The sequence below is a fragment of the Sphingobium boeckii genome (genome assembly GCF_014199215.1).
Lineage (GTDB): Bacteria > Pseudomonadota > Alphaproteobacteria > Sphingomonadales > Sphingomonadaceae > Sphingobium_A > Sphingobium_A boeckii.
Window position 1 is genome coordinate 568,548 of record NZ_JACIJC010000003.1, and the last position, 13,978, is coordinate 582,525.

General features: G+C 58.7%; 12 protein-coding genes and 1 other annotated feature. Of the genes, 2 read left to right on the top strand and 10 right to left on the bottom strand.

Features of this window, described 5'->3' with window-relative positions:
- Window positions 1-29: 29 nt before the first annotated feature.
- Entirely contained in the window at window positions 30-1,520 is a 1,491-nt protein-coding gene (locus FHS49_RS11180) for a SulP family inorganic anion transporter (RefSeq protein ID WP_184018405.1), read from the bottom strand.
- A 70-nt stretch (window positions 1,521-1,590) separates the two neighbouring features.
- Window positions 1,591-1,646 (bottom strand) — a sequence feature (sul1 is cis-regulatory element that is thought to sense ions involved in sulfur or methionine metabolism; They are found in Alphaproteobacteria).
- A gap of 120 nt (window positions 1,647-1,766) precedes the next feature.
- On the opposite strand from FHS49_RS11180, the gene FHS49_RS11185 reads away from it, so the two are divergent.
- Window positions 1,767-2,039, top strand: a complete 273-nt coding sequence (locus tag FHS49_RS11185; protein WP_184018660.1) for a hypothetical protein — start codon at window positions 1,767-1,769, stop codon at window positions 2,037-2,039.
- On the opposite strand, the gene FHS49_RS11190 is transcribed toward FHS49_RS11185, so the two are convergent.
- The 9 genes from FHS49_RS11190 to FHS49_RS11230 all read right to left on the bottom strand — a co-directional run bounded on the left by FHS49_RS11190 (window position 2,023) and on the right by FHS49_RS11230 (window position 12,323).
- The gene (locus FHS49_RS11190; RefSeq protein ID WP_184018407.1) at window positions 2,023-2,688 is read right to left on the bottom strand and encodes a carbonic anhydrase; all 666 of its coding nucleotides are present in this window, start codon (window positions 2,686-2,688) and stop codon (window positions 2,023-2,025) included. The two genes, FHS49_RS11185 and FHS49_RS11190, sit on opposite strands and share 17 nt — an antisense overlap.
- A complete protein-coding gene (locus FHS49_RS11195) occupies window positions 2,685-4,244 on the bottom strand; it encodes a SulP family inorganic anion transporter (RefSeq protein ID WP_246350584.1) in 1,560 nt (519 codons plus the stop codon). The genes FHS49_RS11190 and FHS49_RS11195 overlap by 4 nt, the downstream gene beginning before the upstream one ends.
- 308 nt (window positions 4,245-4,552) lie before the next feature.
- Window positions 4,553-5,377, bottom strand: a complete 825-nt coding sequence (locus FHS49_RS11200) for an alpha/beta fold hydrolase (protein ID WP_281397070.1) — start codon at window positions 5,375-5,377, stop codon at window positions 4,553-4,555.
- Between the two features lie 56 nt (window positions 5,378-5,433).
- Window positions 5,434-6,279: an alpha/beta fold hydrolase gene (locus tag FHS49_RS11205; RefSeq protein ID WP_184018412.1), complete on the bottom strand. Its 846-nt coding sequence runs from the start codon at window positions 6,277-6,279 to the stop codon at window positions 5,434-5,436.
- Between the two features lie 52 nt (window positions 6,280-6,331).
- Window positions 6,332-7,681, bottom strand: coding sequence for an MFS transporter (locus tag FHS49_RS11210; RefSeq protein ID WP_184018414.1), 1,350 nt, complete (start codon window positions 7,679-7,681; stop codon window positions 6,332-6,334).
- A 153-nt stretch (window positions 7,682-7,834) separates the two neighbouring features.
- Entirely contained in the window at window positions 7,835-8,395 is a 561-nt protein-coding gene (locus FHS49_RS11215; RefSeq protein WP_184018416.1) for a cupin domain-containing protein, read from the bottom strand.
- Window positions 8,396-8,454: 59 nt separating this feature from the next.
- Window positions 8,455-9,306, bottom strand: a complete 852-nt coding sequence (locus FHS49_RS11220; RefSeq protein ID WP_184018418.1) for a phytanoyl-CoA dioxygenase family protein — start codon at window positions 9,304-9,306, stop codon at window positions 8,455-8,457.
- A gap of 46 nt (window positions 9,307-9,352) precedes the next feature.
- Window positions 9,353-9,769, bottom strand: coding sequence for a cupin domain-containing protein (locus FHS49_RS11225; RefSeq protein WP_184018420.1), 417 nt, complete (start codon window positions 9,767-9,769; stop codon window positions 9,353-9,355).
- Between the two features lie 70 nt (window positions 9,770-9,839).
- Entirely contained in the window at window positions 9,840-12,323 is a 2,484-nt protein-coding gene (locus tag FHS49_RS11230) for a TonB-dependent receptor (protein ID WP_184018422.1), read from the bottom strand.
- Between the two features lie 654 nt (window positions 12,324-12,977).
- Here FHS49_RS11230 and FHS49_RS11235 point away from each other — a divergent pair.
- The gene (locus tag FHS49_RS11235) at window positions 12,978-13,886 is read left to right on the top strand and encodes a LysR family transcriptional regulator (protein ID WP_184018424.1); all 909 of its coding nucleotides are present in this window, start codon (window positions 12,978-12,980) and stop codon (window positions 13,884-13,886) included.
- Window positions 13,887-13,978 lie beyond the last annotated feature (92 nt).

The window sequence follows — 13,978 nt, forward strand, 5'->3', positions numbered from 1 at the left end:
GCGCGAGACGGGTTTGGAGCGCGATGAATTCAGGTCTGTCCATTGCGAGCGTCTCCCATCATCGGGGCATGGCGATCGACCAATATGACGCTGGCCTCATTCAGGCCGATGATTTCAACGGTGATGCCATGATGCCGCATCTTGGTGACGGCGCCCTCCAGCGCGCCGACCGCGGTAATATCCCACAAATGGCCCGCGGTCAGATCGATCCGGACGGTGCGTGCCGTATCGCGCAGGTCAAATTGATCAGCGAATATGTCGGCGCTGGCGAAGAATATCTGACCTGAAACGGTATAGATGCGGGTGTCGCTATGCGGATCGTAATCGACCGCGACGTGCATGAGGCGTGTCACCTTGAAGGCGAAGAACACGCCGCTGAGCAGCACGCCAACCATGACGCCGGCCGAAAGATCATGAGTCACGACCGTAACCGCAACCGTTGCGAGCATCACAACACCCGAAACCTTGGGATGGCGCGCCAGATCGCGGAATGATCCCCAGGAGAAGGTGCTGATCGATACCATGATCATGATGGCCACCAGCGCCGCGACCGGCACCTGCGCCACCCATGGCCGCAACGGCACCATGACGAGGAGCAGAAACACGCCCGCGACGAGCGTCGAGAGGCGTCCGCGTCCCCCGTAGCGCACGTTGCCCACCGTCTGGCCGATCATGCCGCAACCCGCAATCCCCCCGAACAGGCCAGCGGCGACATTGGCGACACCAAGGCCCGTGCATTCGCGCGACTTGGAACTGGTGGTTTCGGTCAGATCGTCGACGACACTCGCGGTCATCATCGATTCCAGCAGGCCGACGGCGGCCATGGCCAGCGCATAGGGAGCGACGATCTGCATGGCCTTCCAGTCGAACGCTATGGCTGGAATGGCGAAGGACGGCAGGGATGCGGGGAGGCGTCCCAGATCGGACACAATATGGATCGGCATGGGAAAAAACACGCTGATCAGAGTCAGGACGAGGATGCAGATCAGTGGCGAAGGAATTACCATCGTCAGCCGGGGCACGCCATAGATGATCGCGAGACCGCCGGCGATCATGGCATAAGTGTGCCAGCTCACGTCCAGCATCTGCGGCACCTGTGCCGAGAAGATCAGGATCGCGAGTGCATTGACGAAACCCGTCCGAACCGATCGCGAAACGAAGCGCATGAGTATATCCAGCTTCATCAGGCCGAAGATGATCTGGAAAAGCCCGGCCAGGACGGTGGCGGCGAGCAGATATTGCAATCCGTGGCTGTGAACGAGCGCGGCCACGACGAGCGCCACCGATCCAGCCGCACCGGAAATCATGGCAGGACGGCCGCCGGCAAAGGCGATCACGATCCCGATGATGAAAGAGGCGAACAGCCCGACCTCGGGATCGATGCCGGCCACGAAGGAAAAGGCGATCACCTCGGGAATCAGCGCAAAGGTGCCCACCATGCCAGCCAGCACATCGCGCCGTGCGCTGCCCGCGCCATCGAACCATTCAGCCCGGTAACGGGAAAGAGCATGTGTTGGCATCAGGGAGGGCACCAGCAGAAATCGCACGAATTTCACCGCGGCAGCGGCACCATGTCAGCCATGCGAAATGCGTTGTCCGGCGGATCGGCGGCCGGAATAGCCACCCGGAATTTCACCGGGTCCATGCGAATGCATGCCCCCTAACGCACAGCCCGGCGTCGGACAACCGTTTCAGATCCATGCGCTGAAGGCCGGATCAGTGTGGCCGCCTCATCGTGGCGCAGCCAAGGACGCGAAATCGCTCTCATGCCGAATGATGATGTCCATCGTCGATGGCGTCATCACCACCCCTGCGATCTTTTCAAACGCGATTGTTTTCAACGGAAATCATACTATTTGATCGAAATGGAAGGCCTGCGCGACGCCATATATTATGAACAATTGGCACGCGTTGCGCGCCTGAAGGCCCATGCGGCGGATGATCCGTTTTTGTCCGTGCGGCTCAAGGAGGCCGCGATCAAATACGAGCGTCTGGCGCGGAAGCTGCAACGAAACCCGATCGTTAAAGAGCAGCCCTGATTTCGTCTTGGGATAGCAGCACGCGCCGGGGATGCGGCACCGCTTCCAGCGTCGTATCACGGTCGATTTCCATCAGAGGTTTGATCCGCCCATCGCGAATATCGTAGACCCAGCCGTGCAGCCACAAATCCTGCTTTTTCGCAAACGCATCCTGCACCGTGGCGGTGCGCGCGAGATTGACGAGTTGATCGCGCACATTGAACTCGACGAAACGGTTGAGCTTGGCTTCCGGGGTGGACTGGTTGCCCAGTTCTTCCCAATGATCATCAGCGACATTGCGCGCGGTCTGCAGCCAATCATCCACAGGCCCGGTGGTGCCGCCATCCAGCGCCGCCTTGACCCCGCCGCAACCATAATGGCCGCACACGATCAGATGCTTCACGCCGAGTACGGTCACAGCATATTGCAGCACCGACATCAGATTAAGATCGTCGTGATTGACCAGATTGGCGATGTTGCGGTGAAGGAACATCCCGCCCGGCGGCGTCATAGTCATCTGTTCCGGGCTGACACGGCTGTCGGAACAACCGATCCAGAGAAATTCGGGCTTCTGTCCGTGCGCCTGGCGTTCGAAAAAATCGGGCTTTTCCTCGACCAGTTCGATCGCCCATGCGCGGTTGGCGAGCAGCAATTGCTTGTAATTCTTCATGCGAAACGGATTCCTGAAATCGGTGCGTTGATCAGCGGCGCGATGCGTTCGGCAATGTCGCCGCGAACGGTGACGTTGATGCCGCGATATTCTGCGCCTTTGATGAACGCGTTGATGATGTCGACATTATCGAGATCGACATAGCTGGTGGAGGAAAGGTCGATCAGCAGATTGGCATTGTCGGGAACCTGGTTCAGCTCCTTCTGCAACTCATATTTATGGATGAAATACAGATTGCGGCGCGCGCGGAGCAGACAATCGCCGTCATCGCAGACGAAGGTGATCGCCGAGCGGAAATTGCGCGCCACAACGAAGATGAAGCCGACGACGAGGCCGATGACGATGCCGATCAACAGATCGGTGAACAGGATCGCGACGATCGTGACGACGAACGGCACGAACTGCGTCCAGCCCTGCTTGTAGCGCTCGGTGAACAGCTTGGGCTTGGTCAGCTTATAGCCGGTCGCGATCAGCACCGCGGCGAGCGCGGCGAGCGGGATCAGGTTGAGCAGGACCGGGATCAGCGCGACGCTGAGCAGCAGCCAGGTGCCGTGCAGGATCGACGAGAGCTTGCTTTGCGCGCCGGAATCGACGTTGGCAGACGATCGCACGATCACCGACGTGATCGGCAGGCCGCCGATCAGGCCAGACACGATGTTGCCAGACCCCTGCGCCATCATCTCCCAATTCTTGGGCGTGGTGCGGCGCTGCGGATCGATCTCGTCGACTGCCTTGACGCTGAGCAGCGATTCCAGGCTGGCGACGATCGCCAGCGTGAGCGCGATGGTCCACACCGCGCCATTGCCGATTTCGGAAAAATCGGGCGTGGCGAAGAATGACGTGAATTCGCCGAAGCTCTTGGCGATCGGAACCTGGACGAGGTGCGATGCGCCCAATTGCCAGTTCGGCTTGATCAGGCCGAGCAGTGCATTGCCGCCGACTCCGATCAACACGACCACGAGTGGGCCGGGCACGAAGCGAAGCGGGCCATCTTTGGGACGGGCTTTGTCCCACCAGAACAGGAACGCAAGACTGGTGAGCGCGATCAGAATCGCCCCCGGCGACAGATATTGACGGACGGCGGTGATGATCGACGAGAAGGTATTGCTGCCATCGGCCTGCAGGAATTCGAAGCTGCCTTCGAAATCTCCATCATAGCCCAGCGCATGGGGCACCTGCTTGAGGATCAGGATCAGGCCGATCGCCGCCAGCATACCGGTGATCACCGAAGAAGGGACGAATTCTGAAGCAATACCCGAGCGGGTGGCGGCGAGCGCGATCTGGATCACACCAGCCAGCATCACTGCCAGCAGAAACGCCTCGTAGGACGGCAATCGCTCGATCGCGGCGAAGACGATCACCGTCAGGCCAGCGGCGGGGCCGCTAACGGACAAGGGCGATTTGGATACGGAGCCGACGACGATGCCACCGACGATGCCGGCAATCACGCCCGAAAAGAGCGGTGCGCCGGAAGCCAGGGCAACACCCAGACAGAGCGGCAGGGCGACGAGAAACACGACGATCGACGCGGGAAAATCTGCGCGTATGGTCTTCAATATTGGGAACGACAAGATTTCGACCTCTACTTGGCACCACGGCCGGTTGGCGGGTTATTTCCACCCTCCTACACATCTCCACCGCCAAGCGTTCCACACATTGCAGTGCAGCAATCAAACATTACACGGCTGTCACCGACCCGTAGCATGGCGCGCGATTATGCGGTCATCCAGCCACATTTCGCACGATTGGTCTTCGTCATGGCGATGATGTTTTGCCGGAGACCGCCGACTGAGTGCTGTCAGACAGAGCGCCGCGGGCCGTTCAAGCGCGCCCTGTCCAATTTCCCGATTAATTTTTCGCCGCACTATACGCCCGAAAATGGAGCCTCATCTGAACTATCGAGAAACGCGCGCACGATGCGGGCCGCGTCTTGCGTCGAGGCATCGAGAAATCCGTGCCCCCATTCCGGCTTGTCGATGACGCAGCCGTTCGACAGAAGCGGCGCGGCGCGTGATGTGAAAAGCTGAAGATCATCCGCCGGATTTATGACCATCACAGGCTGCCTGAGCGCGGCAAGGGTTTGGTCAAGTGCGTGATTGAAGGCGGCATGATGGCCATACCAGGCGCGGTCCCGGCCCAGCAACATCTCTGGAAACATATCTGCCACGGCATTCAGATCGAGCCCGCGCCCGAGATTGAAATGCACATAGCTTTGCCATTCGTTCGAAAGATGCGTTCCGTCCAGACTTGGCTTGACCGGCTCATACAGTTTGCGCTGCGCGTCGCGCTCCTCCGCGGTCATGATCGCGGCGGCCACCAGGACGAGGCGCCGCACCTGCTGCGGGCGAAGGCGCGCCAATTCGCACGCGATGCGGGTGCCGGTGTGATAACCCATCAGGTCGATCGGCCCGTCTATGTCCAGCGCATCGACCAGTGCAGCCATTGCCCGCGCATAGTCCATGATCTCTGGTGGTTGCTCGGGCGCGTCCGACATGCCGAAACCGGGTGTGTCAGGCGCAACGGCCAACCTGTCCTCACCCATCTCTGCGATAAAGGCCTCGAAGACACGGCCACTCATGGGACTCATGTGAAAGCAGATGAGCGGCGGCCGATCTCGCTTTGCCCCCGCCGTGCGAACATGAACCTGGCCAAATGGTCCCTCCACATACGTGCGACGAACAACAGCCATGATAAAATCCTCTTTATTGCTTTCCGTGGATCGAAAGGGATCGGCAACCACTCAACTCAGATCTGCGCTGCAAGAAAGCCGGTAATCAATTGTTTGAGTTCTGCGGCGTGATCGGGCGTGTTCGCATGGGACAAAGGCGCGTATCGCCCATTGGGCAGCGTCGCCGCGATGTTCCGGGTGGATTCAGCGAGTGGATCGCTCGCCGAGGCGTAGATGAGCACCGGCTTTTTGACGAGCGGGAACCGCTCCATGACGGGCCATTGGAAGGCAGCGCGATAGTTCAAATGGTATGTCGTGTTCGCCTTGAGCACCTCCACCACCCAGTCATGCAATTCCTGCGGATCGGGCAAGGCGACGACGGGCAAAACGCCTTTCACGGTGCGCTCATACCAGGGAAAGAATATATATTGATCACGACAAAACATGAAGGCGCGTTGCAGGTAGCCGCCCTCAAGATCGGCCGGAAAAGGATGGGCGTAGCGCGCCATCATCTCGCTGCGCCTTTCATCGCTCAGAACCTGCACGCCGTCGAAGATCAGCGAGCGAACGCGGTCGGGTGCCAGAATGGCGAATTCCGCAGCCACCTTCGCGCCCGTGTGCGAACCATAGACATCGATCTGTTCGATCCCGAGTGCATCGAGAAAGGCGGGCAGGACAGCAGCGAGATCGGCTATGTCCGGATTGTCCAGCGGCAGCGCATCGCTGTCGCCATTGCCGGGCGTGTCCGGGGCGATGACCCGGACGTCACTGGCGAGATTGCGGATCAACCCTTCCAGTTGCTTTGAGCTTCCTGGCGACGCGTGGAGCATCAGCAACGGCGCACCGCATCCGGCAGTGCGATAATGGATTTGTCCGTGAGCGACATCGACGAAGCCACGGCGCACGAAAACAGGATCCGTCATTGTTCACGTCCTTCCAAGGCCGTCGATGTGGCCCGGCAAGCGGCTTGCCTAATCATTCTTCGCTCGTCGCATTGCCGGGCGCAGTTGCGAGATGGAGTTTGCGCAGGAACAAACAGCCCAGGACGGCCAGCAGCGCGGGCAGGATCGACATGGAAATGCTGATGCCCGTCACGACAGCGGCAGGCTGCGCGGAGACGCCTGCATTCTTGGCCGAAACATAGCCGACAACACCCAGAACCGTGCTGAAGATGAAGGTGCCGACCGCGAGGCTCGCTTTTTCCACCATCACGAACACACCCGCCAATATGCCTTCGCGCCCGGCCCCTCCCGCTTGCTTGCGTGAATGATCCATCGTGTCGGTGAGCACCGTGTAAAGACCGAAAAACACGCCGCCGCCGGCGGCGCCCTGAAACGCGGCCAGGATGGTAATCCACGGCGACGGATGCGCGGCGGGAACGAGGAACCAGCAGAACATGCCCGTGACGCTGGCCAAGGCCGCGGTCATCAATCCGTTACGGCGACCGATGCGACGGGCGATCTGCACCCAGATGACCTGCGAGGCCATCATCGCAATCATCTGCGCGAGAAACATGCCCCCCAACGCCTTGTCGCTCAGACCCAGCACGTAGCGCGTATAATAAGGCACCGAAGCCCCGTGCACGGCAATGCCCGTAAACATCATGACCTTGAAGCCGATCAGATATTGAAAGGGGCGGTTTTGGCGCAGCGCACTGCCGGCCTCGCGGAAGGAAATGTGATCCCGTTTCACCGCAGCGCCCGCCGCATCCACCTCGCCCGCTTCGGTATCGATCAGCCAAAAACTGATGATACCCCCCAAGGCGATGAGCACGGCGAGCGCCCAGGCGACTTCGCCGTGACCCGCACGGTCGCTGCCCAGCGTCGCCAGCAGATAGGGGGCCGCCGACGTTGCGGCGAGTCCGCCCAGCGAGGCACCATAGACGCTGATCGTGATGAGATGAGAGCGCTCGTTAAAATCCTGCGTGATCGATCGCCCGAGCGCCAGATACGGAATTCGAAAAAGCGTATAGGCCGTCGAGTATAACAGAAGCGAGAAAGTGACGTAGAGAACCAGCGCCGCGCCGCTGAGGCTTTCCGGTATGTTGAACATCACGACCAGCGAAATGGCCGCCATGACGCCGCCGCCGAAAAGATAGGGCCGATGGCGGCCCCACCGTGTCCGCGTGCGATCACTGATCACGCCCATCAGAGGATCGAGCGCGGAATCATATACCCGTGATATCACGACGAGCATACCCGCCAAGCCCATCGCCAGGCCCAAGGAGTCCGTCATGAAACGGAGATGGAGCAGGCCCACGGCCCCCGTGAGCGCGGCGGTGGTGAAGGACCCCACGCCCCACCCGATCATTGCATTTCGCTTCATAATCGCCTTGCTATCTGGAGGAATATTATCGGCTGTTGGATACCAGCCCGCGGACAGGCGAGATCGCTATCCGCATGTCATATGCGGCGCTTGAGCAAGCGCGAGCGGGATGATCTTGAAAAAATGAAGCTCGGCCCATCCTTCAGCCGGTCATCAAGCGGGATCGCGCCAGATCTTGCTGATGTCGGAGCTGCCAGAAGCCGGGCAATATTCCTTGGGCAATTGGATCGCCGCCATGAAGGATCCTTCCGGTCCGGCGCGCGACACATGGCCCTTGCCGGTGCAATCCTCTGCAAAGGCGAGATCGCCGTGCATCAGGGTATGCACGGTGCCGTCGTGCAGTCCGATGTTCATCGTGCCGAAAAGCGGAATCAGCAGGGTTGGGTGCTGGGCGACATGAAAGTCGAAGCCAGTGCCGCCTGCGGAGCCGCCGAGCGTGACCCGGAAGGCCTTGCGACGGAGCAACTGTGATATCTCCTGCCCCTTGGGCTCATTGGTCGGAAGCTGCTCCGCGATCGTCAGGCCATCCGGGCCGGTGTAGAGATGGAAAATCCTCTTGAACCAAGGGATTGGCCCGGTGCCGTGAAAATCAAGTTCAGCGGTGAGCGGACGGGCGGCGGGCTCTGCGCCGCTGGCCGCGGTCGCAATGCCGGCGACGCCCAGGGCGCCGAGCATCGCGAACAGATCACGCTTTCCAAGATCGATATTAGGCATGTGCTTGCTCCTTGCTCAATGATACGAAAAACGTGCAGCGATCGGCCGCCTCGGGAAGATCAGACTGTCTGGGCGTCCTTATGAAACACGCGCGGCTCGCTATCGGGGCGCTGCCAGATGATCGGCATTTCCTCGGGCGTCGGATGGGCACCCTCTTCCCGCGACAGGATGTCGATGCCCGGAATGGGGGAAAGCCCCTCGCGCGGACACCAATAGCTGTCATCGCCGATGACGCGGACGGCAAGGCCGGTCCGCGGCACCGTATCGGACATGTTGCCCTTGGAGAAATGCGGGATATCGACGTGGAACAGCACCGCGTCGCCCGGCTCCAAATCCCATGTAACGAACTTGAACGGGAAATCGGGGTTGTTCCGTTCCTTCTCGAAATCTGGAAAATGGAAAGTGCCGTCGCCGGCCGGACCGAAGCGCGAGCCTGTCTCCTGACAGAATTTATGATAGCCCGCCACGAACTCGATCTGGCCATTGGTCTTGTTGACCGGCGACAGCGCGATCCAGATATTGGGGATCATCGAACCGGTGAACGGCCAAAGGTGATCGGCGTGCCATTGCATGATGCTGGGGGAAAGCGGCGGCTTGTGGAACAGATGATCGTGAAACATCTGGATCGTGTCCGCCCCGATCGTGCGACCAACCACTTCACCCACCGGACCATTCAAGATGAAGTCGCGGAACGGACCTTGCCTCTGCCAGATATTGGAGACGCTGGTCATCGCGCCGTGGGACATGCTGAGCAAGCCCCAGTCAGCCGGATTTTCGGCCACGTCTCGAGCGCCCTTGCTCAATGCCTCCACCCACTCCTGGTCGAACATCTGACGCAGGCATAGGACGCCATCGCGCTCATAGTCATCCATATGCTGTTGGGTGATCGGGTTTAACGGATGCTTATTCACGTGAAATTTCCTCAATGAAAGAGATGAGCCGGCACAAAGGACTTGATCAGATGATGCCAAGCTGCGTTTTGAAATCGAGCGCGCTTTTCTCGTCCAGGCCGACGCCGATGACGATGCTCGGCTCGATCGAGACCGTCCGGGACCGATGCCCCGGCCCCGTATCGTCCAGAAATATGGTGAGCGATCCCAGTTCCAGCACGCGCCGTTCGCCGCTTCCGGCCTGAACCTCCCACGCACCTTGCAGCACGATGGACATCATGGGGTTGCCGGCCGTGTGCCAAGGCCCGAAATCATCGGTCGGCAGATGGCCCTCGCCCCCCGTGACGCCCCAAGTCCGCCCGGTCTGGACGTTGGTCCAGGTTGACGCACCATCCTCCCCGATGATCTTGGCCATCATCGGGAGTGTCACCCGGCCGATCTTCGAAGTGCCGTCCGCACCGACGTAAACGCAATATGCTTCCATGTCCGCCTCTCCAGGGACTGATCTCGATATGCTGGAGCGCCACTTCTTCCGGAGGCGGCGCTCCACCTCGTCAGAATTTGATGCTGCCTTTCAATCCGAAGGTCCTGAGGTCGCGCAACTGCGCGTAGGCACCGCTGGGCACAGTACGGGTGAAGGCGGCCGGCGCGCTCAACGTCTGCGTAATGAGGCTGTAATAGGCCTCGCTGTTGAACAGGTTGGTGACGAAGCCCTGCAGCGAGAACCTCTCCGTCTGGACTCCGAGCGTGACATTGACGTTGGTCACATCCGGCCCCTTCAGCAGGTTCGAAATGTCCGCATAGGCGCCGGATTTGTAAGTAAAATCGACCCGGCCGATCAAATCCACATTCTTCTGCGGAATGAGCGCCGTGACATACTCCACCGCTGCAGTGCCGGACCATTTGGAAACCAGCGGGGTCTGGTTGCCCTTGAAGCCGAAAAGACCGGTCAGATTGGAGATCGGACCATTCGCCGCGTTGGAAATCTCCGAATCGATATAGGCACCGCCGAGATCCAGCGTCAGCCCGCGAGCCAGTCTGAAGCCCAGATCGATTTCAGCGCCTTTCAGGACCGTGCGCCCCGTATTGCTGGAGACGACGAAGGAGAATTCCGTGGCTGGCGTGCCGCTGGTATAGCGAAACTGCTGCTGATTGATCTGGTTGGTCCAAAGCGCATAGAATGCTGCAATCTGGTATGTCAGCTTGTTATCAAGCGTTGTCCCCTTGAACCCGACCTCGTAATTGTCCAGCTTTTCGGGGCTTACGACGACGCCGATGTTGTTCGCCTGAGCGACGGGCAAGGCCTCCGGCCTCTGCGTCAGCAATGTGGTGTTGAAGACGCCTGGATTTATGCCCTTGGAGTAGGAGGCATACATCATCGTATCAGTGTTTGGCTTATATTGAACGATGACGCGCGGCGCGAAATTCTTGTAGACCGCACCGACCACCTTATCGTCATACTCATATCGACCTGGCGTCACGCCCAGAATTTGCGCGTTACCTGCGCTGATCGTCGTTCCGGCCGGGCCAGCGTAGGAGGCTATGCGATCGACCTGATAGCGCCCGTCGAAATTGACGCTGAACTTCTCGGAAATATCATAGCCCAGGCCAAAGAATGCGCCGAACGTCCGCGCCCCGGATTTTCCCGAAGCGTTCATCAGCAGGCCGTTATTGACCCGAAGACCCGAATTGGGCCCGAACGAACCTTGGCTTTTCATATCGAGATAGCTCGCGCCCACGGTTGCGTGGAATGGCCCGCCATTCTCCAGCGTCACACGGAGTTCCTGCGAATAATCGCGCTGCACGCTGTCGATCAGCACGAAGGCGCCATATCCGCCGGCATTGGCGGCATCGAAGTTGGTCGAGCCGAGGTTATCGGAATCAGCGACTTCGCTATACCAGGTCTTGTTATAGCCGGTCAGCGAGGAGACCGTCAGGCCGGTATCGCCAATCTCCCAATCCAGTCCGAGATGCGCATGATAGGTGCGGCTGACCAGCCCAAGATTCTGCGGACCATCGGCAGGATCGATGAGCCGGCCGGCGGGATTGCGCAGCGACGCGAGGAAACTGGGCGTCGGGATGGACTGGGCTGGCGTGTAGGGCGACAGCTTCGGCGCGGTGCCGCAGATGAAGGGATTTCCATTGACCACGCAGTTCGACTGGCTGATCGAAACCAGCGCGCCGCTGTCGTCCCGGATGGTTGTCGCCGAGATGAGGCCTTGCGCGGGCGCGCCGTCCTTATTCTCGACCATGAAGCCGAACAATTTGGCCGTGAAATTTTCGGTCGGCTTGGCGACCAGAAGAAGCGATCCGGTCTTGGTGGTCTGATTGCCGAGCGTGGTGTTGGGATCCGCGTAATTCTTGTAGGATCCATGCTTGCCGTTGGCGCGCGCCACCACACGGAAGCCGAGCTTTTCACCCAGGATCGGACCGCTCAATTCTACAATGGCGTCATAGTTGGCGCGCGTGCCGACCATGCCCGAAATGCTGCCGGTAAGCTCTTCGGATGGCAGCTTGTTCACGACATTGATCGCGCCCGCAAAGGTCTGACGGCCGAAATAGGCGGACTGCGGCCCTTTGATGATTTCGATGCGCTCGGGCGACGTGATGGTTTGAAGCGCGACGGGCGAGGAGACGGGCACGCCGTCGATGAATACGGACACGGTCTGCAGATTGCCCGTTGTGGGCGCGATCCCGCGCAGCGAGATGGCCTGAAAAGAGCGATCCGAACGGCCGCCGTTGGACGCCTGATTCACCACATTGGCACCGGGAACGCTCTGCGACAGATCCTGCAGATTAACGATGTTTCGCGCTGCCAGTTCGTCGCCCGAGAAAGCGGCGATGGCGACGGGCGTATCCAGGAGGTTTTCCTCTTTGCGACGCGCTGTCACCAGAATTTCCCCGGAATAGACCTCGTCTTCTCCCACCGCGGTTTGCGAAGTCTGCGCCTCAACACCGCCAGACGCCAAAAAAGCCGTGCACATCGCGACCGAGGAAAGACCCTGAAACATCGATTTTCTAAATGCAGATTTCTTCATTGAACGTCCCCTTATAAATTTGAATTTACATGGCATTAAATAGATATTATTTTTCTGGCGTGTTTACGTTTTTACTTATGAATAATTCAAATTATTTCGATCAAAGCTTTTCATGTAATTGCCATTGCATTTTATCTTGAAGATCGCAAAATCCACAAGGCATATTTATTCATTTTAATTTGCAAGATTTACATTAATTTTCATAATATATGTTCGTGATTTCCATATTTACACAATTGAAAGTGATTTCATCATATAATAATGACGTTGTTCAAATATATATTGAATTAATACAAGTGATATTTAGTTTATTTATGGGTGATAAATTTCTTATATTATAGATCATATCATTGTGTGGCCAACAATACTTATTGTTACTGTCTCGTTACACTGTCCCCACTGAAAATAATGTCGACGCCGCTCTGACTTGTATCCACCTGCCGAAAAATATGAGGGGAACGGCTACGCACGCGGGCAAATCTCGAGCATATTCTGTTGCAAAGGCCGACGAGGGTTGCCGTCGAGCGAACGCTAAACCTGTCCGTCCCGATCCGCGTTTGCGGCCGGTCAGGCTGCATCGGCATTTGAAGCGAAGAGCCGGCTTTGCGGTCAAGCAAGCCCTGGGCCGGCTAGGGACACCAACGGGAATTCCGGATGAATATTGTGAAGCTGGAGCGAATGGTGGCAGTTTACGAATCGCGTAGCGTGAGCAAAGCTGCGCTTGGGCTGGGAATGTCGCAGCCGGCGCTGACCCTGAGCATCCAGCAACTGGAGGATGAGCTCAAAGTGCGCTTGTTCGATCGCGGTCCGGGCGGACTTGAGCCTACGGCGATGTGCGAGAAGCTGGTCAGCCGCGCACGGCTCATCATCAGTGAGCAGGACCGGCTGTTGGCGGATGTCCGGGATCAGGGTCTGAACCAGGTGATCACGTTCGGCGTGCATTCCGGAATGCTGCACGATGGATTTGCAAGATGCGTCGCGGAATTTTCGCACGTCGTGCCGGATGCCACGCTCTGTATCGAAGCAGGTTATAGTCCGGAATTGATAGATCTTCTCCGCCAGGGCAAACTCGATTTCGCCTATTGCACGCTTCCCCTGGGCGCGTCTGATGACAAGACTTTGTTTTTCGAGCCAAGGATGCTTCTCAACTATTCGGTTGTCGTGCAATCGGATCATCCCATATTCGAGGATATGGCGAAGGGGCAGCGAAAGCGCTATCCATGGGTTATCTTCCAGCCCAGAGGCCAGCCGGATGGCTTTCCCACGACCGACAATATCGAGGAGGTTCTGGTGCAAACGGGCTTTGGCCAGGCAAGCCAGGAGGTGCGCACGTCATCAATGAGTGTGATCGAACTGCTCGTCCTGCGAGGCCGGCACATAGGCGTGATCGCAGACGATATCGTGGCCCCGGAACTGGCGGCGGGACGGCTGAAGCGCCTTCCCCATTCGCCATGGAACGCCGTGCAGATGGGCTTTGTCAGCATTCAGGGAAAATATGAAACCTCGGCCGTCGCCAAGCTGAAGACCCTGCTTCGCGACATGGAGCCCGTGGTAACGAGATGATGACGCGTTCAGGCGAGCCTGCGGAAACAGCGGAACGGCATGACACAGCATCAGGCATTGTATGCTGCGATGGCGGCGCATAGTCTCTGGGC

Bases quoted from the DNA above. Each gene is read 5' to 3' on its own strand.
- FHS49_RS11180 (WP_184018405.1), bottom strand. From the start codon at position 1,520: ATGCCAACACATGCTCTTTCCCGTTACCGGGCTGAATGGTTCGATGGC.
- FHS49_RS11185 (WP_184018660.1), top strand. From the start codon at position 1,767: ATGCCGAATGATGATGTCCATCGTCGATGGCGTCATCACCACCCCTGC.
- FHS49_RS11190 (WP_184018407.1), bottom strand. From the start codon at position 2,688: ATGAAGAATTACAAGCAATTGCTGCTCGCCAACCGCGCATGGGCGATC.
- FHS49_RS11200 (WP_281397070.1), bottom strand. From the start codon at position 5,377: ATGGCTGTTGTTCGTCGCACGTATGTGGAGGGACCATTTGGCCAGGTT.
- FHS49_RS11205 (WP_184018412.1), bottom strand. From the start codon at position 6,279: ATGACGGATCCTGTTTTCGTGCGCCGTGGCTTCGTCGATGTCGCTCAC.
- FHS49_RS11210 (WP_184018414.1), bottom strand. From the start codon at position 7,681: ATGAAGCGAAATGCAATGATCGGGTGGGGCGTGGGGTCCTTCACCACC.
- FHS49_RS11215 (WP_184018416.1), bottom strand. From the start codon at position 8,395: ATGCCTAATATCGATCTTGGAAAGCGTGATCTGTTCGCGATGCTCGGC.
- FHS49_RS11225 (WP_184018420.1), bottom strand. From the start codon at position 9,769: ATGGAAGCATATTGCGTTTACGTCGGTGCGGACGGCACTTCGAAGATC.
- FHS49_RS11230 (WP_184018422.1), bottom strand. From the start codon at position 12,323: ATGAAGAAATCTGCATTTAGAAAATCGATGTTTCAGGGTCTTTCCTCG.
- FHS49_RS11235 (WP_184018424.1), top strand. From the start codon at position 12,978: ATGAATATTGTGAAGCTGGAGCGAATGGTGGCAGTTTACGAATCGCGT.